Source organism: Erythrobacter sp. (assembly GCF_024305245.1).
Lineage (GTDB): Bacteria > Pseudomonadota > Alphaproteobacteria > Sphingomonadales > Sphingomonadaceae > Erythrobacter.
Genome location: NZ_JAMWYX010000007.1, coordinates 148887 through 172355, shown reverse-complemented (window position 1 = coordinate 172355; position 23469 = coordinate 148887). Strand labels below are relative to the sequence as shown.

Below are 23469 nucleotides of genomic sequence, written 5' to 3'. Positions count from 1 at the left end.
GCTCGATGCGATCCCCGGTTCGGGCGCGTCTGCCCGCCGCCGCCGCCCAAGGTGGAGCGCCCGCGGGCAGACGCGCCCGAACCGGGGATCGCATCGAGCGGCTCTTCCAGCGCGGCGACGATATCGCCCTGACTGCGCTCGCGCTCGTCCCAGTCGGCTAGCGTTGCGGTGACTTGAATGAGGTTGGGATCGTAACGCCCGACAATCGCGAGCGTGGACTGGATCTCCCCGCTTTCCTCCAAGGGCGCGAGCACCGCCTCGATCTGGTCCATCTGGCGATCCATGAAGGCAAGGCCAGTTCCGTCTGGCCCGCGCGCCCAGACATAGAAGGTGGCGCGGTCTTCTTCCGGCACAAGTTCCTCGTCGATCTGGGTGTAGGTCAAACCCGCCCCGAACAATGCCAGCAGGCACACGAGCACCACCCGCCATGGCCGCGCAATGCAGGCAGTGACCAGCCTGTCGTAACGTCGGGCGAAACCGGTGGCGAAGCGTTGCAGACGCGGATGGGGATCGGCCCCGTCACCGGCAAGGTCGACCTTCGCGGCCAGCGCGGGCACAAGACTGACCGCAACGAATGTCGACAGGATCACCGCAATCGCCAGCACGAATCCGAATTCGCGGAACAATCGCCCCGTTTCGGACGGCAGGAAACTGATCGGCACGAACACCGACACCAGCACCGCAGTGGTCGCGATTACCGCGAAATAGACCTGCCGCGTCCCCAGCACCGCCGCCGCCTTGCGTCCCAGCCCCTGCTCCTTCTGCAGGCGCTGCGCATTCTCCAGTACGACGATGGCATCATCGACCACCAGACCCGTCGCCAGCACCAGTGCGAGCAGCGTAAGCAGGTTGATCGAGAACCCCAGCGCCCAAATCCCCGCGACCACGCCGATCAGCGCCACCGGGATTGCGGTGCTGGGGATGAGGGTCGGTTTGAGATGACCGAAGAACAGGTAGATCACCGCCATGACCACCAGCACGGTGACGACCAGCGTCACCGCCACCTCGCGCACCGATACGCGGATGAATTCGGCATCGTCGGAGATCACCCCGATCGAAATGTCGTCGAACCGCGCATCGAGCCGCTCCGCCGCAGCACGGGTCGCATCGGAGATGGCGATGGTGTTGGAATTGGCCTGCCGGACCACGCCCAGCCCGATCACCGGCTCTCCGTCGAGCCGGACATAGCTGGTGGCATCGGCAGGCGCGAAATAGCTTTCCGCGACATCGCCGATCGTCACCTCGCCCTGAATCACCACTTCGGCGATACGGGCAGGATCGGCGGCGGTGGCCTCGGCCCGCACCAGCAAGTTCTGCGCATCGGAGCGGAACGATCCGACCGGCGTATCGAACGGTGCCTGTCGCAGCGCCGCGGCGACATCGCTCATCGTCAGGCGGAAACGTGCAAGCCGGATCGGATCGACCGCGACCCTGAGCTGCGTCGGACGTGTGCCGAAGGTGTCGATATTCGCCACGCCTTCGGCCGCCAGCAGTTCGGGAATGATATCGTTTTCGACGATCCGCGTGAGTTCGGCGACGTCATAGCTGCGGCTGGACACGGCCAGCGTCATGATCGCCTCGGCATCCTGATCGGCCTTGACCACCTGAATCTGCTCGGTGCGCTCGGGCAGGTCGCGGGTCACCCGGCTGACCGCCTCGCGCAAGTCCGATGCGGCGGTATCGAGGTCGGTGCCGGGATTGAACTCAACCCGGATGCGGCTGCTGTTCTCCTCGCTGGAGGAACGTATATTGCGCACTCCGTTGACCCGCGCGGCGGCGTTCTCCAGCCGCGAGGTGATCTCGGCGTCGATGGTCTCGGGCGCCCCTCCCGGCAGCGTCGCAGTGACGGTGACGATCGGGCGGTCGACATTCGGCAATTCGCGCACCTCGGTGCCGAGCAACGCGGCGATCCCGGCGATCACGATCAGCAGGTTGAGCACGATGACCAGCAGCGGCCGCTTGACCGCCAGCAGCGGGAGATCGGTGCGGCGGCTCATTACGGTGCGACCTCGACTGTCGCGGCTTCGCGCACAGGAGGCTTGACCAGCGTCACTGCCTGACCCTCGCGCAGCTTCTGTACGCCTTCGACGATGATCGACGTGCCCTTGGCGATGTCGGCTTCCAGCAGCGCCAGCCCGTCACGGCGCGCAGCGATGGTGATCGGCACGCGCACCGCCTTGCCATCGCGCACGGCGAAGATTGACGAGCCATCGCCCGTCCACATCACCGCCGCTTCGGGCACCGCCGGGCGCAATTGCCCGCTATCGGCGAACCGCACGGCAAAGCTCATGCCGGGGCGAAAGCGGTCTGCGGAATTGTCGATCACGGCGCGTGCACGATAGCTGCGCTGTTCCAGTTCGATATTGCTGTCGACCGCTTCGATGGTGGTGGAAATCGTCCGGTCGGGATCGGCAAACGGCACCACCTCGACGCTTTGGCCGGGACGCAGGCGCCTAAACACCGCCTCGGGCGCATTGAAATCGATGTACAGCCGCCCGCGCTGGTCGATCTGGGCCACCAGCGTCGCTGGCGTAACGCGGTCGCCGGGGTCGAGTTCGGTGAAACTGACATGGCCGCCGAACGGTGCGCGTATGGTACGTTCGGACAGCGCGAGCGCGGCCTGATCGCGCTCGACCTGCGCCGCGGCGAGCGCGGTTTCGCCCGCCTCGATCTGGCTGTCGGACAATGCGCCGGTATCCTCGATCCGGCGATAGCGGGCGAGCAACTGCCGCGCCTCTTCCACCCGGACTTCGGCGAGCTTCAGCGCCAGCCGCTCGGCCCGCGCGTCAAGCTCGACCAGCACAGCGCTCTGCCGCACGAACGCGCCGGGGCTGAACCGCACTGCGGCAACCCGGCCCGAAACCTCGGGGAAAATCTCGGCCGAACGCGCTGCACGCGCCGTGCCGACCGCTTCGACGACATCCTCGTCGGCGAGCATGCGCACGGGCTCGGCCACCACGGCAACTTCACGCTCGTCGGCGCGTTGTTCGTCGGCAGAGCAGGCGGCCAGCAGCGCCATGGCCGCCAGGGAAAGGATAAATCGCATCGGTTCGGGGTATTTCGTATCTCTGCAGGTTTGTCCAACTAACCACGCCCGCGGCATAGGGTTCCCCCGGGTCGGCCAAAGCGAAGCCGCGCTTGGCGCTTGCCGGGCACGCAGGCCCGCGCCATGATCGGTGCACAAGAGCAACAGGGCAAAGGATCGGCGATGAGGCACATGGGGCAGACGAACCGGAATTCGGTTATGCTGGCGGCACTGGCGGCGATCGCGATGCCCCCTGCCATTCTGTCCGCCGCGCCAGTCCGTGCCGAAGAGACGGCGCCGATCGCGATGAGCGAAACCGAGCAAGCTGCTCCCGCCTTGCCGCCAATCCTGTCCCCGCGCGAACGGGCTGCGCTGGAAAACCGTATTCTGGCCGAGCGGCTCGATACCATTATTCCCGCAATCATGCGCGAACAGGGCATCGATCTGTGGCTGCTGATGGCGCGCGAATATTTCGAGGAGCCGGTGGTCGCATCGATGCTCGATGCCGAAAACATGCATGCCCGCCGCCGGACGATCCTGATCTTCCACGATCCGGGCGAAGGGCGGCCGGTCGAACGGCTGACTGTCAGCCGCTATGGCTTGGGCGGACTGTTCGAGCCGGCCTGGAACCCGGACGAACAGCCCGACCAGTGGGAGGCCGTGGCAGCACTGATCGCCGCGCGCGATCCGGAGAAGATCGCGATCAACACCTCCGACCTTACCCAGTTCGGTGACGGCATGACGCTGAGCCAGCACAGGCTATTCATGGCCGCACTGCCCGAGCGTTTCCATGACAGGGTCGTTTCCGGAGAGCGTCTGTCGGTCCGCTGGCTTGAAACCCGCACCCCGGCTGAAATGGCGCTTTACCCCGGCATCGTGCGCACCGCCCACGCGGTGATCGGCGAGGCGTTTTCGCGCAACGTCATCACCCCCGGCGTGACGACCGCTGAGCAGGTGCAGTGGTGGTATCGTGACCGGCTGATCGGGCTCGGCCTCGATCCGTGGTTCCACCCCTCGGTCGCGATCCAGCGGCAAGGGCGCGAGGGCATGATCGAAGGCGAGGAGGTGATCCAGCCGGGCGATCTGCTGTGGACCGATTTCGGCATCACTTACCTGCGGCTCAACACCGATACCCAGCATCTGGCCTACGTGCTCAAACCGGGCGAGACCGAGGCGCCCGCAGGCTTGCGCGCCGGGCTGGCGAACAGCAATCGGGTGCAGGATTTCCTGACCCGCGCCTTCGCGGTCGGGCGCAGCGGTAACGAAGCGCTCGCTATCGCGCGCGCCGATGCGATTGCGGCGGGGCTAGACCCGTCGATCTACACCCACCCGATCGGCCACCACGGGCACGGCGCGGGGCCGAGCATCGGTTTCTGGGACAACCAGAACCCCGACCCGCGCGGGGACGGCGCAATCAACGCCGACACCGCATGGTCGATCGAGCTGACATCCTATGCCAGCGTGCCCGAATGGGGCGGCCAGAGGGTGGATTTCCGTACCGAGGAAGATGCCTTCTTCGATGGCGAAACCGTGCGTTTCATCGACGGACGGCAGACCGAGATCACGCTGATCCCGTCGGATTAGGGCCGATCAGCGCGCAGGGATGCTCGACGAACCGATTCCGCGTGCGTTCGTCTTTACCCGGTAAACGTCGGACAGCGCGGTGATGTAAAGCTCGGAAAGATCCGGCCCGCCCCACGCAAGGTTCGTCGCGCGCTTGGGCGTTTCAAGCCGGGCGATCAGCTTTCCGTCGGGCGCGACCACGCACAGCCCGCCGGGACAAGTGAAATAGACTTGCCCTTCGCTGTCCACCCGCACCCCGTCGACCCGGCCCTGCTTGCCCTCGTCGGTCACATCGACCACCAGCCGCTTGCCCGAAGCGGTGCCATCGGCGGCGATGTCATAGGCCCAGACCGTCTGCGTCGCCGTATCGCCGACATACAGCACGCTTTCGTCGGGCGAAAAGGCGAGGCCGTTGGGCCGGGCAAGCGCATCGTCGATCAGCACCATGCGCCCTGTCGCTTCGTCGAAGCCATAAATGCCGTTGAACCCGACCTCGGCCTCGCGCTTGACCCCCTGATAGGCGCTGCCGAGGCCGTAGGGCGGATCGGTGAAGAAGATCATGCCGTCGGATGCGCGCACCACCACGTCATTGGGGCTGTTGAGATGCCTGCCCTCATACTCCGCCACCACGGTCTGCCGCCCGCCTTCGGGCGTCCAGCGGGTGATCTCGCCGCTGCCGTGTTCGGCATTGAGCAGCCGCCCTTCGCGATCAAATGTGTGACCGTTGGCCAGGGCAGACGGGGTATAGAGTACCGTCGGCGGCCCTTCTGCCGGCGTCATCACATAAACCGTATCGCCCGGAATATCGCTGAAGATCACCCGCGTCCCGTCCCACACCGGGCCTTCGGTGAAGGTGTATCCATCTGCCACCAGTTCCAGACTGCCGGGGACGAACACGCCATCATCGGCCTTCGGCGCAGGGTCGACCGATTGCGCCAATGCGCCGCTGGCCGCGAATGCCGCCAACCCCGCCACATATGCCCATAGCTTGTCCATTGGCCTGCTCCTTGCCACCGTGCTGTTGCAACAGCCTGCCCCTTTGCGCCCCAGTGTGCCAGCACTTTTGAGGGGAAGCGTGCTCTTGCCAGCGCGGGCCAGCATCGCCATTGGGGAGGCAGAGACAGGAGACACTTTCCCATGCGTCAGATCGACCATTTCATCGTCGGCGACAGCCCCGCGCCAGTGCGCAAGCACGCCATCTGGAACCCCTCGACCGGCGAAGTGCAGGCCGAAGTCGCCCTAGGCGATGCCGCGCTGCTGGCCCGCGCGATGGAGACTGCCAAGCGCGTGCAGCCAGCCTGGGCCGCCACCAACCCGCAGCGCCGCGCGAGGGTGATGTTCGCCTTCAAGGAACTGGTCGAGGCGAATATGCAGGACCTCGCCGAAATGCTCTCCAGCGAGCACGGCAAGACCGTGCCCGATGCGCGAGGCGACGTGCAGCGCGGGCTGGAAGTGATCGAATATGCTTGCGGCCTCCCGCAGATCATGAAGGGTGAATACACCCACGGCGCAGGTCCGGGGATCGATGTCTATTCGATGCGCCAGCCGCTCGGCATCGGTGCGGGCATCACCCCGTTCAACTTTCCCGCGATGATTCCGATGTGGATGTTCGGCATGGCAATCGCAGCCGGAAACGCCTTCATCCTGAAGCCTTCCGAGCGCGACCCCAGCGTACCGGTGCGACTTGCCGAACTGTTCCTCGAAGCTGGCGCGCCCGAGGGGCTGCTGCAGGTCGTCCACGGTGACAAGGAGATGGTCGACGCGATCCTCGACCACCCCGATATCGCCGCGATCAGCTTCGTCGGTTCCTCCGACATCGCGCAATATATCTACTCACGCGGAACCGCGAACAACAAGCGGGTGCAGGCGTTCGGCGGGGCCAAGAACCATGGGATCGTGATGCCCGATGCCGATCTCGATCAGGTGGTCAATGATCTCGCAGGCGCGGCCTTCGGCTCGGCGGGCGAACGCTGCATGGCGCTGCCGGTGGTGGTGCCGGTGGGCGAGGATACGGCCAACCGGTTGCGCGAAAAGCTGCTCCCCGCAATCGCCGCCCTGCGCATCGGCGTCTCCAGCGATCCCGACGCGGACTACGGCCCGGTGGTCACGCCCGAACACAAGGCGCGGATCGAGCAATGGATCGGCGTGGCGGAAGATGAAGGCGCGGAAATCGTCGTCGACGGGCGAGGGTTCTCGCTTCAGGGTCATGAAAAGGGCTTCTTTGTCGGCCCGACGCTGATCGATCACGTCACCCCGCAGATGAAGAGCTATCAGGAAGAGATCTTCGGCCCCGTCCTCCAGATCGTGCGCGCCGATGATTTCGAACACGCGCTGCGCCTGCCGTCCGAACACCAGTATGGCAACGGCGTCGCGATCTTCACCCGCAACGGCCACGCCGCGCGCGAATTCGCCGCGCGGGTCAATGTCGGCATGGTCGGCATCAATGTGCCGATCCCGGTGCCGGTCGCGTACCACTCCTTTGGCGGGTGGAAGCGGTCGGGCTTCGGCGATATCGACCAGTACGGCACCGAAGGTCTGCGGTTCTGGACCAAGAACAAGAAGGTCACCCAACGCTGGCCCGATGGCGGGATGGACGGCAGCAACGCCTTCGTGATCCCGACGATGGGGTGAGGGGCATGCGCAAGGCTCTCCAGTTCGTCCCGGCGCTCGGCGTCGCTCTTGCTCTTTCGGCCTGTAGCCCTGCGAGCGACGATGTCCCGCCCGCAGACGCCGCGGCAGACAGCCCGAAACAGGAGGACCCTTCCGGCGCCGACTACGGCGCGGGGATCGCGACGGCCCCGATCCCGGCGCAGTTCCACGGCATATGGGACGTGCCCGGTGGCAGCTGCGATCCGGCTTCGGAGCAGCGCGTCGAAATCGACGCTCGGCGTATCCTGTTCTACGAAAGCGTGGGTAACGTGATTGGCACAACCGGGGAAGGTGACCGGATTGCCGCCAGCCTCTCGATGGAGGGCGAGGGTGACGCGTGGGCCACGCAATACCAGCTTGTCCTCGACGGCGACCGGTTGAGCATGGAGGATGTCGGCCTGCCCGAAGGCGGCGATGCAATCGTGCGGGTGCGCTGCTCCGACTAGGCTTCCCCGGCCTCGATCGTCGCAATCACTTGATCGAGCCACCCACGTGGTTCGGGATCGTCGCCCACATGCGCGACGAATTCCTGCCCGCGCGACACCGCCTGCAAGCGCCCATCCTCACCCCAGCGCCAAGGTGCATCGTGGCAGCTGAGTCCGGTGCGGGTGAGCCATTCAGGCACGATCCACTGGCTCGGCTTCTGCCCCGGGGCGGTCAGCCGCAAACACGCGGGCGCAGTCTTCGCAGTCGCCCCGCGTCCGACATAGAGCATGTCATTGGAACCATGCAGCCCGAAGGCGTGGGGCTGGCCCATCGTGCGATATTGCGCGCGGGTATCCTCGTCGCAGGTGACCAGATCGATGCGCTGCTCGATGGCGAGATAACCGAAGATGCGGTGGTGCCGCCCTTCCCCTTCGCTATCGAACAGGCCGAAGAACAGGAAGACATCGCCTGTCGTCACGCCCTGCTTCACCAGATGTCCCTGCGCCGCATGGCACTGGCCCAGAACAGCGGTGCCATCGGCAAGGAACATGGGATCGTGATGACAGGCATCGCCCGCACCCAACCGCCCCCGACTTGCCTTCGCGGCGTGTGCGCCCAGCCCCAGATCGCCATAGGTGACGGGCGAAAGCCCTTTGCTATCGGGGATCGGCAGGCTCAGCGGACAGCCCCCGACGATCGGCGAAGGCCCGCCGCCCGAGGTGCCGTCAAAACCCTTGCGGGAGAACATGATGCGCATCACCTCTCATCGCCCTACCCGCTTTGTTGCGCAAGCCGCACCATCCAAGCTTGGCTTTTGTGCTCACAAGCGGCTAAGGGCCGCGCGCTATGGTGAACGACGTAAAGGCTACCGCGCTCGTGATGGCGGGCAAGCGTTCGGGTGTGCTCGATCCGCTTGCCGAGCGTGCGGGCGTCTCGCAGAAGGCAGTGGTGCCGGTCAACGGCGTGCCGATGATCGAGCGCGTGGTGGCGCAGGTCGCCGCCTGCCCCGCCATTGGCGCGATCCGCGTGGTTGCGCATGACGAGGGCGAGATCGCCCGCCTGCCGACCATCGCCGCACTGATCGCGGAGGGCCGTCTTTCGATGGTTGAGGGCCGCTTCAACATCGTCGACAGCGTTTTTGCCGGGTCGCAGGGCGCCGATTTCCCGCTGCTGATCACCACCGCCGACAATTGCCTCGTCACGCCCGAAGGCTACGCCGAATTCGTCGCCGCATGCCTTGCGGCGGATGCAGGCGGCGCGGCGGCACTGGCCCGACGCGAGGACGTTCAGACCGCCGACCCGATCGGGCAAAAGCGGTTCTACGAATTCCGCGACGGAGCCTATTCCAACTGCAACACCTACTGGCTCGGCAGCGCCGAGGCGCTCTCGGCTGCCGAGATCATGCGCGAGGGCGGGCAGTTCATCAAATTTCCGCGCCGCATCATCAAGGCGTTCGGGCTCATAAACCTGATCCGCTTCCGCATGGGCTGGGGTTCGAAGGAAAAACTTTTCGCGCAAATTTCGCGCCGGTTCGGGTTCAAACTGGTGCCGGTGGTGCTGTCCGACGGGCATTTCGCCATCGATGTTGATAACGAACGCACTTTTGCGGTGACCGAGAAAATCCTCAAGCGGCGCGAGGGCGATCGCACCACCCCTGCAGCGGCGCCAGACCCGCACAGCGCCGGCTGATACCGGTCAAGACCCGGCACGGCATGAAACGGCTGTTTTCCAATATGGGCTGGCTGCTGGGCGGGCGCGGGTTCAACGCGGTGCTCAGCCTCGTCTACCTTGCGCTCGCGACGCGGGCGCTGGGAACGATAGGCTTTGGCCATTTCGCGCTGATCGTGGCGCTGGGGCAGGCCATCACCGGGCTGGCCAATTTCCAGACCTGGCAATTCATCGTGCGGTGGGGCGCCAACGGCGACGGCGGCAGCGTCGATCCCGCCAAGGCAGCCGAAGCGACCGGCTTTGCAATTGCGCTAGATTTCGTGTCGGTGGCGCTCGGCATCGCACTGGCCGGTGCGATGATACTGAGCGCGCCGTATTGGCTGGAAGTGCCGCCCGATCTGTTGTGGCTCGCCTTCGCCTATTGCGTGGTATCGCTCTCCGCGATCCGCACCACGCCGACCGGCATCCTGCGGCTCCATTTCCAGTACGCCAAGGCCACCGGAGCCGAAGCAGTGCAGCCGCTGATCCGCGCTGTCGGTGCGGGGCTGGCCTTCGTCTTCATGCCCACGGTGACGGGCTTCATCATTGCCTATGCGGTGGCAGAAGTGGCAGTCGCAATATCGCTTTGGCTGGTGGCGGCACGGGTTCAGCCGTTGCATTGGCAAGCAGTGAGCCTGAAGACGATTCCCGCACGCCACAGGGATGCCTGGCGGTTCGTCGTGTCGACCAACCTTTCGGGCAGCCTCTCGATCGCGGGCAAGCAGGTGATGATCCTGCTGGTCGGCACTTTCGGCGGTGCGGCGCTGGCGGGGGGCTTCCGGGTGGCGAGCCAGCTGGGGCAGGCGCTGGTGAGCCTTGCCCAAACCGTGTCCAAGGCGATCCTGCCCGAACTCGTCCACGCGCGCGAGAACGCAGTGGAGATCGCGCGGCGCATGGCGAACATCGCCGCCGTGGGCGGCGTGATCGCGGTGGTCACCGCACTGGTGTTCGGGCGGGTCGGACTGGAACTGATCGCGGGCGACGAATTCGGCGTGTTCTATTGGGCGATGGTGATCCTTGCCATCGCAGGCGCGGTCGAACTGGTCGGCGCGAGCCTTGAGTCGCTGCTGGTTTCGGCGGGCAAGGCGCATATTTCATTCATCGTGCGCGCGGTGCCGACGGTGCTGGCGCTGGTCTTCCTGGACGCAGCAATCGACTGGAACGGCGCCAAGGGCGCGGCCTTCGCAATGCTCGGATCAAGCTCGCTGGCAGTGATCGGCTTCTATGTCGCGATCCTCAACCTCAGCCAGATCCGGCTGGTGGTGGAGCCGGAGGATGCGGCGGCGGAGGAGCAGCCACTGCCCGCCCCTCCGCCCGAACGCTAGATCACCCCTCGAACGCCAACTTGGGCTTTCTGGCCGCTGCCGTTTCATCGAGCCTGCGGCGGGGCGCATAATAGGGCGCCTGCTTCAATGCCTCGTCGCCTGCCAGAGCGCGTTCCACCACGGCGCGAAATGCGGTGATGAACTGGTCGATGGTGGCCTTGCTCTCGGTCTCGGTCGGTTCGACCAGCATCGCGCCGTGCACCACCAGCGGGAAATACACCGTCATCGGGTGATAGCCCTCGTCGATCAGGCCTTTCGCCACGTCGAGCGTAGAGAGGCCGCCGGTGAAATCCTTGTCGCCGAACAGCGCCTCATGCATGCACGGGCCGGAGCCTGCGAAGGGCGCGTGGAGAATGTCCTCCATGCTGCGCAGGATGTAATTGGCGTTGAGCACCGCATCCTCGGCCACCTGCTTCAGCCCGTCCGCGCCGTGGCTGAGCATATAGGTGAGCGCGCGGGTGAACATGCCCATCTGGCCATGAAACGCAGTCATGCGCCCGAAGCTGGGGCCGCGCTCCTCGCGGTTTTCCTCCTCGACGAGATAGAACGTACCGTCGGTCTGCTGGCGCACGAATGGCAGCGGGGCATAGGGCGCGAGCGCTTCCGACAGCACCACCGGCCCCGAACCCGGCCCGCCGCCGCCATGCGGGGTGGAGAAGGTCTTGTGCAGGTTGATGTGCATGGCATCGACGCCGAGGTCGCCCGGGCGCACCTTGCCGACGATGGCGTTGAAGTTCGCCCCGTCGCAATAGACGTAACCGCCCGCCGCGTGGACCGCATCGGCGATTTCGCGGAAGTCCTTTTCGAACAACCCGCAGGTGTTGGGATTGGTGATCATCACCGCCGCCACGTCGGGGCCCAGCCGCGCCTTCAGCGCCGCCACATCGACCCGGCCTTCGGGCGTCGCGGGAATATCCTCGACCCGGTAATTGGCGAAGGCGGCGGTGGCGGGGTTGGTGCCGTGGGCACTTTCGGGCACCAGCACCACTTCACGCGCATCGCCGCGCGCCTCGTGGGCGGCGCGGATCGCGAGGATACCGCAGAGTTCGCCGTGCGCGCCGGCCTTCGGGCTCATCGCGACGGCGGGCATGCCGGTCAGCGTGCACAGCCAACCGCCCAGCTGGTGGATCACGTCCAGCGCGCCCTGCACCGCGTTCTGCGGGCTGAGCGGGTGGACATCGGCAAACCCCGGCAGGCGCGCGACCTTCTCGTTCAGGCGAGGATTGTGCTTCATGGTGCAGCTGCCGAGTGGGAAGAAGCCCAAGTCGATTCCGTAGTTCTGGCGGCTCAGGCGCGTATAGTGGCGTACCGTTTCCGGTTCGGTCAAGCCGACGAGGCCGATCGCTTCGCTGCGCCCGAGCGCGCCAAGGCGGGTCGGCGCATCCGCGTCAACCGGCGGCAGATCGACCCCGGTCACATCGCTGCGACCGATTTCGAACAACAGCGGTTCTTCCAGCATCAGCGCGCGGTTGCCGGTGGTGGTGGCGGGGCCGTTATGCATCCCGTCTTCGGAGGCGATCATAGCGGGCTTCCAGCCGGATTGGTTGGGGGCGTTCATGCTACGGACTCCTTGATGCTGGCTTCAAGTTCGCGGGCGAGCGCCTCGATATCCTCTTGGGTCGCGGTTTCGGTCACGGCGACCAGCAACGCGTGTTCGAGCGCGGCCACGCCGGGGTAGAGCCTGCCCAGCGATACCCCGCCCAGTACGCCGCGATCCGCCAGATCGCGCACGATCTCGCGCGCGGGCTTGCCTTCGAGGATCAGCGTGAATTCGTTGAAGAAGGCGGTGTTGAGCACCTTTACCCCGGGCACCTTGGCCAGCCGGTCGGCAGCAAGGCAGGCAAGCCGGTGGTTTTCCGCCGCCAACTCGCGCAGGCCGCGTTCGCCCAGCAGCGTCATGTGGACGGTAAAGGCCAGCGCGCACAGGCCCGAATTGGTGCAGATGTTGCTCGTCGCCTTCTCGCGGCGGATGTGCTGTTCGCGGGTGGACAGCGTCAGCACAAAGCCGCGTTTCCCCTCCGCATCCGTGGTCTCGCCGCACAGGCGGCCCGGCATCTGGCGCACATGCTTGGGATCGCGCACCGCGAACAGGCCGAGATACGGCCCGCCGAATTGCAGCCCGACGCCCAGCGACTGGCCTTCTCCCACGACGATATCCGCGCCCATCTCGCCCGGCGAACGGATCGCGCCGAGCGCTACGGGTTCGGTATTGACCACCACCAGCAGCGCGCCCTTGGCGTGGGCAGCTTCGGCCACCGGGGTCAGATCGCTGATCCGGCCGAGAATGTCGGGATATTGCACCACCACGCAGGCGGTCTCGTCATCGATCCGGGCCATCAGGCCATCGAGATCGGGCTCGGCGGTGATGGCCGGCTGCGCATCGGCGATTTCGTCGCCGGTGAAACTCGCCATGGTCCTGACCACTTCGGCATAATGCGGGTGCAGCGCGCCCGACAGCACTGCGCGCTTGCGGCGGGTGACGCGGGTCGCCATCGCCACCGCCTCCCAGCACGCGGTCGAGCCATCATACAGCGAGGCATTGGCCACCGCGCAGCCATACAGCCGCGCGACCTGCGTCTGGAACTCGAACAGCATCTGCAGCGTGCCCTGCGCGATTTCCGGCTGATAGGGCGTGTAGGCCGTCAGGAACTCGCCGCGCTGGATGATCGTGTCGACGCTCGCCGGAACGTGGTGCCGGTATGCGCCTGCGCCGAGGAAGAACGGCACTTCGCCCGCCACCAGGTTCTTTGCCGCCAGCTTTTTCATGTGGCGTTCGACCGCCATCTCGCTCGCGTGCATCGGCAGGTCGCGGATCGGCCCGTCGAGCCGGGCGACTTCGGGCACGTCGACGAACAGATCATCGACCGTTGCAGCGCCGATTGTTTCGAGCATCGCCGCGCGGTCTGTATCGGTGAGAGGAAGGTAACGCATGGGTTATCGGCCTGACGATTGGAGAGGAAGAAAGTGGCCTTGCGCCTTACAGCGAGGCGACGAAGTCCTTGTATGCGGCGGCGTCCATCAATCCTTCGAGCTGGCCGCTATCGCCGATGGTCATCTTGAAGAACCAGCCGTCACCCTCGGGCGCGGAATTGACCAGTGCGGGGTCTTCTTCGAGCGCGGGGTTCACTTCGGTCACTTCGCCGGTGATCGGTGCGTAAACGTCCGACGCAGCCTTGACGCTTTCGACCACGGCGGCATCCTTGCCCTTCTCGACGCTTGTGCCGACGGCGGGCAGTTCGACGAAGACGATGTCGCCCAACTGGCTCTGCGCGTAGTCGGTGATGCCGACTGTCGCGACATCGCCGTCGACGTCGATCCATTCGTGTTCATCGGTGAAATAACGGGTCATCGGTTCAGCTCCCTCGGTAATAGCGGTGGGGGACAAATGGTGTGGGGGTGACAGTGGCGGCGAGGCGTTTGCCGCGGACTTCGACGTCGAGTGCGGTGCCGGGCGCGGCATGGGCGGCGGCGACGTAGGCCATCGCGATCGGCGCGCCCAAGGTGGGCGAGAAGCCGCCGCTGGTGACCGTTCCGACCGGGTCTGCGCCTGAGAACACCTCGGCCCCCTCGCGGGCGGGCAGGCGGCCTTCGAGCTTGAGGCCGACCCACTTGCGGGCCGTGCCTTCATTGATCTCACGGATGATGCGGTCTGCGCCGGGGAAGCCGCCTTCCGTGCGGCGGCGCTTGTTGATGCCGAAGATCAGGCCCGCTTCGATGGGGCTGACCTCGGGCGACATGTCATGGCCATACAGCGGCAAACCCGCCTCCAGCCGCAGCGAATCGCGCGCACCCAAGCCGATCGGCTGCACTTCCGGCTCGGCACACAGCAGATCGGCGATCTCGGCTGCGGCATCGGCAGGGAGCAAGATTTCGAAACCGTCCTCGCCGGTGTAGCCTGCCCGCGCGATGGTGACGTCATGGCCTGCAATCCGGAAACGCCCGAACCGCATGAAGGTAAGCGCTGACAGCGGATATTCGCCGGTCGCATGGCGCGCCAGCGCCTCGGCGGCCTTGGGGCCCTGCAAGGCCAGCAGCGCGCGATCATCGAGATAGTTCAGCGTGATGTCATCGGGCAGCGCTTCACGCAGCGTACCCATGTCATCCCACTTGGTCGCGCCGTTCACCACCAGATACAACGCATCGGGCCAGCGGGAGACCATCAGGTCGTCCAGCACGCCGCCATCATCGTCCAGCAGCAGCGAGTAGCGTTGTTGACCAAGCTTCAGGGTGGACAGGTCGATCGGCAGCACCGCCTCGACCGCCGCGTCCAACCCCGGCCCCGACAGCAGCAGCTGCCCCATATGCGACACATCGAATAGCCCTGCACTCTCACGCGTCCAGTTGTGCTCGGCGACGATGCCCTCATACTGAATCGGCATTTCATAGCCCGCGAACGGCACCATTCGCGCACCCCGCGCGCGGTGCCAGGCATCAAGCGGCAGCGCGTCAAGCGGCAGGTCTTCGAGCGTTTCGTCGTTGTCGTGGTCGGTCACTTGGATTCATCCCGAAAACAGAAAGTCGGCAGTCCGACGACGCTTTTGCAAGCACCGCCACGATCCTGCCCCCTCTGTCGGGTGAACCTGAGAGCTTCGGTGCAACCGCCAGTGTGGCGCAGCACCTCCCCTTCGGTGGCCCCGGACATTCATCCGGGACGCTTTCCAGAGTGTCATGCAGCCGAGCGGTCCGTTGGCCTGAGAGTTTCCGGGGCGGTTGCTCCTTCGGCGCCTTTGCCCCCCGTCAAAGGGGCATCGGGCTCTCCCGCTCGCCTGCCCGCGCAAGAATCACTTCGCGCGCGGAAGACGCATCAGCACTGCGCGAAATGCTGCACCGCGTCAATCGGGCCACACCGCTATTTCGCGTTGAGCCACAGCAAATAAACGGCCGACAGCACGATCCAGCTGCCATCCAGCGTCTTCAATCGCTTTGCCCCCAGCCACAACGCGATCGGGCGGGCGAGGAAGCCGCCGAGCGCCGCCGCCGGGCCGGCGAGCAGCACTACCTCCCACTGGATGGTGCCGGCGCCGATATGCCAGACGGTGCCGGAAATGCAGCTCACCGCCGAGATTACGCAGGCCGCACCCGTGCACAGCAACACCGGATAGTGGCGGATGAACAGGTAGAGCGCGACCAACTCGCCCACTCCGACCGAAAACAGCGCGGTCAGCACGCCGCCGGGGATTGCCAGCGCCAGCAGTACGATCAGGTCAATCCGCGCCAGTCGCACCCGTTCGGGGCGGGCAGCGTTGATCGTCCAGGTCGCGGCGATCAGCGCGCAGCCCAGCAGGATCGAGAACGCCTTGTAGGCATAAAGTACATCCTGCTGATCGAAAGCGGTGAGCCGCTGGGTCGCCAGCATCGCGGGCAGCGACAGCGCCAGCACCGCCAGCACCACCGTAGCGAAGTCTGCGAGCCGCACTTGAGCTTCCAATGGGCCGGACGCAGGCTGGTGCAGGAGCCGGTCGGTCCAGCGCAGCGCCCCCATGCTCATGCCGAAACTCTGGATGCCCATCGACACGCCCACCACGCCGAGCGGCGCAAGGCTCATCACGCCCAGTTCGCGCAAGGCGTTGAACACGGGGATGAACACTACCCCGCCGCCAGTGCCGGAGGTGTTGGCGATGATCGCGCCGACGACGCCGACGCCGGGGAGGAACCACAATTGCTCGAGCAGCTGGCGCTCGGTGGGCACCAGCGCCCAAATAACGATATAGGCAGCGAGCAGCACCAGTCCGCCGATCGCAACCAGCCGTCCGGGTGGCAGCGCAGGGCTGCACGGGGCTTGGGTGCTGGTGGTCACTTAGTCCGCGTCCGCCACCATAGCCTGCGCCCGCGCCATCAGCGCCTTTTCGCGGGCCGTGAAACCGCCGGTATCCTCGCCGCCTGCGGGTGGCGGGACTTCGGTCGTGAAATAGGCAAAGCCCCGGCCGGTGCCGAGGTCGAACCACAGGCCCGATTGCAGGCCATAGGCTTCGCCAGAGTGGCCCACCCTTGCCTCGCCGTCGCCGAACAGCTCGTCCCGGCAAGTCGCAGGCTTGGGCTGCTCCGCGTTCGCCCACAGCGCTTGGGGCGAATCGATGATTTGAAGATGCAGGGCATAGATGCAGAAGAATTCCTGGCCGGGATGGAAACTCGTGTTCCACGCGAGGTCGAAGCCTTGTTTCGCACGATCCGAGAAGAATGCACGGTCTTCATCGAACGCCTGCCCGATCTTGGCGAGGTCCAACATTCCGATCCTGATGCCCCCCTGCGGCGAAAAGATAGAGGCATTGGTGCCGGGGACGTAATTTTCCAGATCGCAGGCCTGCCCTTCTGCCACCGGGATCGTGCAGTTCGGCGGAAGGTCGGCTGGTCCATCCTTCGCCACTTCGCCCGTGTCGCGGTAGAGCGTCACCGCGCGGGCCTGCATGTCGGCACCGCAGCCGATCCAGTTGATGCAAGCCTTCACCGCCAGCGGCGCAAACACCAGCCGCTCGACCAACCGATCGTAACGCTCGCCCGATGCCGCTTCGAGCGCGGTCGCCACGAGGGGCGAGCCGAGATTGGCATATTCAAACGCCGGCTCGCCCGACGGGCCGGTGTCACGCCACGCGGCCGGATCGGCGAGTTTAGCTTCCAGGCTTTCTCCCAGCGGGATGACGTAGCCCGCCTTGTCGGAAAGGCCCGCGCGGTGCGACAGCAGGTGCGCAAGCGTTACCGGCGCATCGGGGTGCAAGGGTGACCGCAGCTTCCACCCGAGATAGTCCGAAACATCGCGGTGCAGATCGACCTTGCCTTCGTCCACCAGTCGCAGCGCCGTCAGCGCCATGATCAGCTTGGAGATACTTGCGATCCGCACCGGATCATTGGCTTCGACCGGACGCCCGGTTTCCTTGTTCGCCAGCCCCTCGACGATCAGCGAACGGCTGGATTCGCTGTCGAACGCGATGACGACCGTCGCGGGCGGCGGCGCAGCGACGGCTGCACACGGTGCGATCAGCGCTAAGGCTGCGAGTAGATGGCGAAGCATGGCGCGCATAATCGCCGCCAAACCGCTTACAATCAATCCAGATTCGGGCGGAGCCAGCGTTCCGCCGTCGCCAGATCGACCCCGCGGCGCGTTGCGTAATCCTCCAGCTGGTCGCGGCCCACGCGGGCGACCCCGAAATACTGGCTTTCGGGGTGCCCGAAATAGAAGCCCGATACCGCTGCCGTCGGCCACATCGCGAAACTTTCGGTCAGGGTAAGGCCGACATTCTTCGGCGCATCGAGCAGATCGAACAGGATCGGCTTCAGGCTGTGGTCGGGGCACGCAGGATATCCCGGTGCCGGGCGGATGCCGCGATATTGTTCCTTGATCAGCGCCTCGCTGGTCAGCTGCTCGCCGGGCGCATAACCCCAAAGCGTGGTGCGCACGTGCTGGTGCAGCGCCTCTGCAAAAGCCTCGGCAAAGCGATCTGCCAGCGCCTTCAGGAGAATGTCGGAATAGTCGTCCTTGTCCGCCTGGAACCGCGCCGAATGCGGGTCGATCCCGTGGATGCCGACCGCGAAGCCGCCGATCCAGTCGCCGTTGGGGTCAATGAAATCGGCAAGGCACATATTGGCCCGGTCGCGCGACTTCTTGACCTGTTGCCGCAAGAAGGGGAGGCGTACGTGCTCTTCCTGCTCGGCGAGATGGATGGTGACGTCATCCCCGTCACGCGCACAGGGCCACAGCCCCGCCACGCCGCGCGCGGTCAGCCATTTCTCGGCGATGATCTGGTCGAGCATCGCATTGGCATCGGCGAACAATTGCGTCGCGGTTTCGCCCACCACTTCATCCGTGAGGATGGCGGGATAATTACCGTGCAACTCCCACGCACGGAAGAACGGCGTCCAGTCGATGAAGGTGCGCAGGTGTTCCAATGACCAGTCGGGGAACACATGCACCCCCGGCTGTTCGGGCGGCGCAGGCTTGTCCGACAGGAACGCGTCGTAGAAATTCGCCCGCGCATCGTCGATGCTGAGCAGCACGCTTTGCGACTTGCCCGCGCGCGCATCGCGGACGTGGGTATATTCGTCCTCGATCTGCGCGACATATTCATCGCGCTGGGTGTCGGAGAGCAGCTTCGATGCCACCCCAACAGCGCGGCTGGCGTCAAGCACGTGGATCACCGGACCTTCGTAGGCGGGATCGATCCTGAGAGCGGTGTGAACCTTGGACGTGGTCGCCCCGCCGATCAGCAGCGGCATGGTCATGCCCGCGCGCTGCATCTCCTCAGCGACGGTGACCATCTCGTCGAGACTGGGCGTGATCAGGCCAGACAGCCCGATCATGTCGGCCTTGTTGTCATTCGCACTGGCGAGAATCTTCGGCCAGGGCACCATCACGCCCAGGTCGATCACGTCATAGCCGTTGCACTGGAGCACGACGCCGACGATGTTCTTGCCGATGTCGTGCACATCGCCCTTCACCGTCGCCATGATGATCTTGCCCTTGGCCTTGCGCTCTTCTTCAGGAAGGAGGTCTTTCTCCGCCTCGATGAAGGGGATCAGGTGTGCGACCGCCTTCTTCATCACCCGTGCGGATTTGACCACCTGCGGCAGGAACATCTTGCCGCTGCCGAACAGGTCGCCGACCACGTTCATGCCGTCCATCAGCGGGCCTTCGATCACCTCGATCGGGCGGCCGCCATTGGCAGCGCGGGCGGCGCGGGCTTCTTCGGTATCTGCGACCACATAGGCGTCGATCCCCTTGACCAGCGCGTGTTCGAGCCTGCGTTCGACCGGCCAGCCGCGCCATTCCTCGGCGGCCTTTTCATCGGCGACGCTCTTGCCCTTGTAGCTTTCGGCAAGGTCGATCAGGCGTTCGGTGGCGTCGGATCGGCGGGCGAGGATCACGTCCTCGCAGGCATCGCGCAAGGTCGGGTCGATCTGGTCGTAGACGTCCAGTTGGCCTGCGTTGACGATCGCCATGTCGAGGCCCGCCGGGATCGCGTGATACAGGAACACCGAGTGCATCGCGCGGCGCACGGCTTCATTGCCGCGGAAGCTGAAGGAGAGGTTGGAGAGGCCGCCCGATGTCTTGGCGTGGGGGCACTGCGCCTTGATTTCCTTAACCGCCTCCAGGAAATCGAGGCCGTAGCGGTCATGCTCCTCGATTCCGGTCGCCACCGCGAAGATATTGGGGTCGAAGATGATATCTTCTGCCGGAAATCCCTCGGCCACCAGCAGATCATAGGCGCGCTTGCAGATTTCGATCTTGCGCTGCTTGGTGTCCGCCTGCCCGACCTCGTCGAACGCCATGACGACAACGGCAGCGCCGTAATCCATGCAGATGCGCGCCTGTTCGAGGAACTGTTCTTCGCCCTCCTTCATGCTGATCGAATTGACGATCGGCTTGCCGCTGACGCATTTCAGGCCCGCTTCGATCACGTGGAACTTCGAGGAATCGATCATCACCGGCACGCGGGCAATGTCCGGCTCGGCAGCGATCAGTTTAAGGAAGGTCGTCATCGCGTGGACCGCATCGAGCAGCCCTTCGTCCATGTTGACGTCGATCACCTGCGCGCCGTTTTCGACCTGCTGGCGCGCGACTTCGACCGCAGCCGGGTAATCGCCCGCCATGATCAGTTTCTTGAACGCGGCCGAGCCGGTGACGTTGGTGCGTTCACCGATGTTGATGAAGCGCGAGGAGGAGGGTTGGTTCACGATCTCAGTTCTCAATTTCCGTTCGCCCTGAGCTTGTCGAAGGGCTGCACTTTCATTCGGGACGTGCACTTGAAGAAGGACAGTGCTTCGACAAGCTCAGCACGAACGGGCTTTTGTGTGTCAGGCCGCCACCGTGAACGGCTCCAGCCCCGCCAGCCGCATGGCAGGCTCGGGGTGCGGCACCGCACGCGGCTCAGCCTTCGCCACCGCCTGCGCAATCGCGGCGATGTGTTCCGGCGTCGATCCGCAGCACCCGCCGAGGATATTGACCTGCCCGTGATCGGCCCAGTCGGCGACCAGCCCCGCGGTTGTCTCGGGCGCTTCGTCATATTCGCCCAGTTCGTTGGGCAGACCGGCATTGGGGTAGATCATCAGCAACGTATCGGCGATCTGCGAGAGCACCTTCACATGCGGGCGAAGCTGCTCGGCGCCGAAGCTGCAATTCAGCCCGATGGTCAGCGGCTTGGCATGGCGCACCGCGTACCAGAAGGCTTCAACTGTATGGCCCGAAAGGTTGCGGCCCGACAGGTCGGTGAGCGTCATTGAAATCATCACCGGCACCTCGTGACCAAGATCGCGCTCCAGCTGCTTGACCGCCATGATCCCGGCCTTGGCGTTGAGCGTGTCGAACACGGTCTCGATCAGGATGAAGTCCACGCCCCCTTGGACAAGGGCAGCGGCCTGTTCATTGTAGACCGCGACCAGTTCATCGAAGTCGATCTCGCGATAGCCAGGGTCTTCAACATCGGGGCTGAGTGACAGCGTCTTGTTGGTCGGCCCGATCGCGCCTGCGACGAAGCGCGGGCGGCCATCCTTCGCGGCATATTCATCGGCGAGCTCGCGCGCGATCTTGCCGCTGGCTATATTGATATCCGCCACCAGACCTTCGGCAGCGTAATCGGCCTGACTGATGCGATTGGCCGAGAAGGTGTTGGTGCTGACCACATCCGATCCCGCATCCAGATAGGCGCGGGTGATATCGGCAATCACATCGGGCCGGGTGAGCGCCAGAATGTCGTTATTACCCTTCTGATCGGCAGGCAGGCCCAGATCGCCCGCGTAATCGGCTTCGCTCAGTTTGCGGTTCTGGATCTGCGTTCCGAACGCGCCGTCGAAGATCAGCACGCGCTTGGCAGCGGCATCGCGAAAGTGTTGGCGGGCGCTCATGCGGCATCTCCGACAGGTCGTTTGCCGAGCATGTGGCAGATCGCATAGGCCAGCTCAGGCCGGTTGAGGGTGTAGAAGTGCAGATCGCGCACCCCGCCCGCATACAGACGGCGGCACAGTTCGGCGGCGACCGTGGCGGCGACCAGTTGGCGCGCAGCGGGCTTTTCATCCAGCCCTTCGAACAATCCGTCCATCCACGCCGGGATTGCCGCGCCGCAGGCTCCTGCAAATTTCCGCGCCTGCGCGACGTTGGTAACCGGCAGGATGCCCGGCAGGATCGGCGCGTCGATCCCCGCCGCCGCGCACTGGTCGCGAAAACGGAAGAAGGTTTCGGCGGAAAAGAAGAACTGGCTGATCGCCCGGCTCGCGCCTGCATCCAGCTTGCGCTTGAGATTGTCGATGTCGGTTTGCGGACAATCGGCATCGGGATGGGTTTCGGGATAGGCGGCAACCGAAATGTCGAAATCGGCGATCTCTTTCAGGCCGGCGACCAGTTCTGCCGCGCTGGCATAGCCTTCGGGGTGGGGCGTAAACGGCGCGCCGGGTTCGCCCGCATCGCCGCGCAGCGCGACGATATGGCGCACGCCCGCTTCCCAGTACTGTTCGGCCACTTCGCGAATTTCCGCCTTCGATGCGGCAACGCAGGTAAGGTGCGCGGCGGCAGGCATCCCCGCTTCGGCGATTATCCGCGCGACCGTGGCATGGGTGCGTTCCCGCGTCGATCCGCCCGCGCCGTAGGTGACGGAAACGAAGCTGGGGCCGAGCGGTTTCAGCTGCGTCACCGCGTCCCACAGCTGCGCTTCCATCTTTTCCGATTTGGGCGGGAAGAACTCGAAGCTGACCGCGACGTCGCCGGGCAGGCCCGAAAACAGCGGCGTGTCGGTGGCGGTGCGGTATTCGTGGAGCTGGTCGAGAGTAGGGGTCATCGGACGGGTTCCATGGCGGCAATCCTTGGGGCGGAGGCGGAGGCGCGGCGTTTGCCGATCCAGATCTTGACGACGAGTTCCCCGCCCTTGAGTGCCATCGGCTCGCGCGAGGTGAATCCGGCCGCCCGCAGCAGATCGGCCATCTGCCGGTCGGCAAAGCCCAGCCGCGCGTGCTGGTGGCGGTCGCGCAATTCTTCGCGGTCATGGCTGGCGAAATCGACGATCGCGATGCGCCCGCCGGGCCGCAGCACCCGTGCGGCTTCGGCCAGCACCGGGGCGGGATCGGGGGCGAAATGCAGCACCTGATGCAGCAGCACGGTGTCGAACCCGGCATCGGCGAACGGCAGATCGGAAAAATCGCCCTGCACCAGTTCGATCTGCGCGGTCGGCAGGTGTTGCAGCTTGGCGCGGGCGAGGCGCAGCATTTCGAGGTTCTTGTCCAGCGCGACGATCCGCTCGGCAGACTCGGCAAACAATTCCGCCATGCGCCCGGTGCCGGTGCCGATGTCGAGCGCATGGCCCAGCGGCGCGTCGGCCAAAGCCTCGGCCAGCCGGCGCTCGACCTCCGCGTCGGGGCTGTGAAGCGCGCGCAGGTCGTCCCATTCGCCGGCGTGACGGGCGAAATAATGTTCCGCCGCACTTTCTCGCGACTGCCGGATCGCGGCAAGCTTGCGGCGGTCGGCCTCGCATAGGGTCGCAAAGTCGGGCTCTTCGATCTCGGCGATGGCGAGCAGGCGCTGCACCGCCTCGACCACCGGAGCGCCCGGCTCGGTCTGGCGCAGGAACACCCAGCTGCCTTCGCGCCGACGCTCGGCAAGACCGGCATCGCACAGGATGCCGACATGGCGCGAGACACGCGGCTGGCTTTGCCCCAGCACCTGCGCCAGTTCGCCCACTGCCAGTTCCATCGCCGACAGCAACCGCGCGATGCGCAGGCGGGTCGGATCGGCCAGTGCCTTGAAGATATCCTCGATCACCATGATGAGGAACATATAAAGATATTTTTATATCTGTA

At 65.2% G+C, this 23469-nt stretch carries 19 protein-coding genes and 1 riboswitch; of the genes, 5 read left to right on the top strand and 14 right to left on the bottom strand.

Annotated features, from left to right (window positions below; genetic code table 11):
- Both Q0L48_RS11525 and Q0L48_RS11520 read right to left on the bottom strand, forming a co-directional pair.
- Positions 1-1997, bottom strand: a 1997-nt coding sequence (locus Q0L48_RS11525) for an efflux RND transporter permease subunit (protein ID WP_296721115.1), incomplete at its 3' end; no start/stop codon positions are given.
- The gene (locus Q0L48_RS11520; RefSeq protein WP_296721112.1) at positions 1997-3046 is read right to left on the bottom strand and encodes an efflux RND transporter periplasmic adaptor subunit; all 1050 of its coding nucleotides are present in this window, start codon (positions 3044-3046) and stop codon (positions 1997-1999) included. The genes Q0L48_RS11525 and Q0L48_RS11520, both read right to left, overlap by 1 nt.
- Before the next feature lie 123 nt (positions 3047-3169).
- Between Q0L48_RS11520 and Q0L48_RS11515 the strand changes: the two genes are divergently transcribed.
- Complete coding sequence (locus tag Q0L48_RS11515) at positions 3170-4609, top strand: M24 family metallopeptidase (protein WP_296721109.1); 1440 nt, start codon at positions 3170-3172, stop codon at positions 4607-4609.
- Positions 4610-4615: 6 nt separating this feature from the next.
- Here Q0L48_RS11515 and Q0L48_RS11510 read toward each other — a convergent pair whose 3' ends face one another.
- Positions 4616-5584: an SMP-30/gluconolactonase/LRE family protein gene (locus Q0L48_RS11510; RefSeq protein WP_296721106.1), complete on the bottom strand. Its 969-nt coding sequence runs from the start codon at positions 5582-5584 to the stop codon at positions 4616-4618.
- A 141-nt stretch (positions 5585-5725) separates the two neighbouring features.
- On the opposite strand from Q0L48_RS11510, the gene Q0L48_RS11505 reads away from it, so the two are divergent.
- Positions 5726-7219 carry a CoA-acylating methylmalonate-semialdehyde dehydrogenase gene (locus Q0L48_RS11505; RefSeq protein ID WP_296721103.1) on the top strand — a complete coding sequence of 498 codons (1494 nt, stop codon included), beginning with the start codon at positions 5726-5728 and terminating at the stop codon, positions 7217-7219.
- 5 nt (positions 7220-7224) lie between these two features.
- Positions 7225-7683, top strand: coding sequence for a hypothetical protein (locus tag Q0L48_RS11500; RefSeq protein ID WP_296721100.1), 459 nt, complete (start codon positions 7225-7227; stop codon positions 7681-7683).
- Here the strand turns inward: Q0L48_RS11500 and Q0L48_RS11495 are convergent.
- A complete protein-coding gene (locus Q0L48_RS11495; protein WP_296721136.1) occupies positions 7680-8420 on the bottom strand; it encodes a hypothetical protein in 741 nt (246 codons plus the stop codon). The genes Q0L48_RS11500 and Q0L48_RS11495 overlap by 4 nt on opposite strands.
- An 89-nt stretch (positions 8421-8509) precedes the next feature.
- On the opposite strand from Q0L48_RS11495, the gene Q0L48_RS11490 reads away from it, so the two are divergent.
- Positions 8510-9352, top strand: a complete 843-nt coding sequence (locus Q0L48_RS11490) for an NTP transferase domain-containing protein (RefSeq protein ID WP_296721097.1) — start codon at positions 8510-8512, stop codon at positions 9350-9352.
- Positions 9353-9375: 23 nt separating this feature from the next.
- Positions 9376-10695 carry a lipopolysaccharide biosynthesis protein gene (locus tag Q0L48_RS11485; RefSeq protein ID WP_296721095.1) on the top strand — a complete coding sequence of 440 codons (1320 nt, stop codon included), beginning with the start codon at positions 9376-9378 and terminating at the stop codon, positions 10693-10695.
- Between the two features lies 1 nt (position 10696).
- On the opposite strand, the gene gcvPB is transcribed toward Q0L48_RS11485, so the two are convergent.
- The 10 genes from gcvPB to Q0L48_RS11435 all read right to left on the bottom strand — a co-directional run bounded on the left by gcvPB (position 10697) and on the right by Q0L48_RS11435 (position 23434).
- A complete protein-coding gene (gcvPB, locus tag Q0L48_RS11480; protein WP_296721133.1) occupies positions 10697-12217 on the bottom strand; it encodes an aminomethyl-transferring glycine dehydrogenase subunit GcvPB in 1521 nt (506 codons plus the stop codon).
- Between the two features lie 32 nt (positions 12218-12249).
- Positions 12250-13626, bottom strand: a complete 1377-nt coding sequence (gcvPA, locus tag Q0L48_RS11475; protein WP_296721093.1) for an aminomethyl-transferring glycine dehydrogenase subunit GcvPA — start codon at positions 13624-13626, stop codon at positions 12250-12252.
- Between the two features lie 46 nt (positions 13627-13672).
- Positions 13673-14044, bottom strand: a complete 372-nt coding sequence (gcvH, locus tag Q0L48_RS11470; RefSeq protein ID WP_296721091.1) for a glycine cleavage system protein GcvH — start codon at positions 14042-14044, stop codon at positions 13673-13675.
- A gap of 4 nt (positions 14045-14048) precedes the next feature.
- On the bottom strand, positions 14049-15188 hold the full coding sequence (gene gcvT / locus Q0L48_RS11465; protein WP_296721088.1) for a glycine cleavage system aminomethyltransferase GcvT: 1140 nt from the start codon (positions 15186-15188) through the stop codon (positions 14049-14051).
- A 176-nt stretch (positions 15189-15364) separates the two neighbouring features.
- Positions 15365-15466: riboswitch (glycine riboswitch) on the bottom strand.
- Positions 15467-15544: 78 nt separating this feature from the next.
- On the bottom strand, positions 15545-16492 hold the full coding sequence (locus tag Q0L48_RS11460; RefSeq protein ID WP_296721085.1) for a sulfite exporter TauE/SafE family protein: 948 nt from the start codon (positions 16490-16492) through the stop codon (positions 15545-15547).
- Complete coding sequence (locus Q0L48_RS11455; protein ID WP_296721082.1) at positions 16493-17710, bottom strand: serine hydrolase; 1218 nt, start codon at positions 17708-17710, stop codon at positions 16493-16495. It abuts the gene before it with no gap.
- Positions 17711-17733: 23 nt separating this feature from the next.
- Complete coding sequence (metH, locus tag Q0L48_RS11450) at positions 17734-20364, bottom strand: methionine synthase (RefSeq protein WP_296721130.1); 2631 nt, start codon at positions 20362-20364, stop codon at positions 17734-17736.
- 117 nt (positions 20365-20481) lie between these two features.
- Complete coding sequence (locus Q0L48_RS11445) at positions 20482-21528, bottom strand: homocysteine S-methyltransferase family protein (protein ID WP_296721079.1); 1047 nt, start codon at positions 21526-21528, stop codon at positions 20482-20484.
- A complete protein-coding gene (metF, locus tag Q0L48_RS11440) occupies positions 21525-22454 on the bottom strand; it encodes a methylenetetrahydrofolate reductase [NAD(P)H] (protein WP_296721076.1) in 930 nt (309 codons plus the stop codon). The genes Q0L48_RS11445 and metF overlap by 4 nt, the downstream gene beginning before the upstream one ends.
- On the bottom strand, positions 22451-23434 hold the full coding sequence (locus Q0L48_RS11435; RefSeq protein ID WP_296721127.1) for a metalloregulator ArsR/SmtB family transcription factor: 984 nt from the start codon (positions 23432-23434) through the stop codon (positions 22451-22453). The genes metF and Q0L48_RS11435 overlap by 4 nt, the downstream gene beginning before the upstream one ends.
- Between the last annotated feature and the right edge of the window lie 35 nt (positions 23435-23469).

Excerpts from the sequence above, each read along its gene's own strand:
- Q0L48_RS11455 (WP_296721082.1), bottom strand. The coding sequence starts at position 17,710 with ATGCGCGCCATGCTTCGCCATCTACTCGCAGCCTTAGCGCTGATCGCA.
- Q0L48_RS11520 (WP_296721112.1), bottom strand. The coding sequence starts at position 3,046 with ATGCGATTTATCCTTTCCCTGGCGGCCATGGCGCTGCTGGCCGCCTGC.
- Q0L48_RS11490 (WP_296721097.1), top strand. The coding sequence starts at position 8,510 with ATGGTGAACGACGTAAAGGCTACCGCGCTCGTGATGGCGGGCAAGCGT.
- Q0L48_RS11445 (WP_296721079.1), bottom strand. The coding sequence starts at position 21,528 with ATGAGCGCCCGCCAACACTTTCGCGATGCCGCTGCCAAGCGCGTGCTG.
- Q0L48_RS11505 (WP_296721103.1), top strand. The coding sequence starts at position 5,726 with ATGCGTCAGATCGACCATTTCATCGTCGGCGACAGCCCCGCGCCAGTG.
- Q0L48_RS11510 (WP_296721106.1), bottom strand. The coding sequence starts at position 5,584 with ATGGACAAGCTATGGGCATATGTGGCGGGGTTGGCGGCATTCGCGGCC.
- gcvPB (WP_296721133.1), bottom strand. The coding sequence starts at position 12,217 with ATGATCGCCTCCGAAGACGGGATGCATAACGGCCCCGCCACCACCACC.
- metF (WP_296721076.1), bottom strand. The coding sequence starts at position 22,454 with ATGACCCCTACTCTCGACCAGCTCCACGAATACCGCACCGCCACCGAC.
- Q0L48_RS11495 (WP_296721136.1), bottom strand. The coding sequence starts at position 8,420 with ATGCGCATCATGTTCTCCCGCAAGGGTTTTGACGGCACCTCGGGCGGC.
- Q0L48_RS11435 (WP_296721127.1), bottom strand. The coding sequence starts at position 23,434 with ATGGTGATCGAGGATATCTTCAAGGCACTGGCCGATCCGACCCGCCTG.
- Q0L48_RS11500 (WP_296721100.1), top strand. The coding sequence starts at position 7,225 with ATGCGCAAGGCTCTCCAGTTCGTCCCGGCGCTCGGCGTCGCTCTTGCT.
- gcvPA (WP_296721093.1), bottom strand. The coding sequence starts at position 13,626 with ATGCGTTACCTTCCTCTCACCGATACAGACCGCGCGGCGATGCTCGAA.
- Q0L48_RS11515 (WP_296721109.1), top strand. The coding sequence starts at position 3,170 with ATGATCGGTGCACAAGAGCAACAGGGCAAAGGATCGGCGATGAGGCAC.
- gcvH (WP_296721091.1), bottom strand. The coding sequence starts at position 14,044 with ATGACCCGTTATTTCACCGATGAACACGAATGGATCGACGTCGACGGC.
- Q0L48_RS11485 (WP_296721095.1), top strand. The coding sequence starts at position 9,376 with ATGAAACGGCTGTTTTCCAATATGGGCTGGCTGCTGGGCGGGCGCGGG.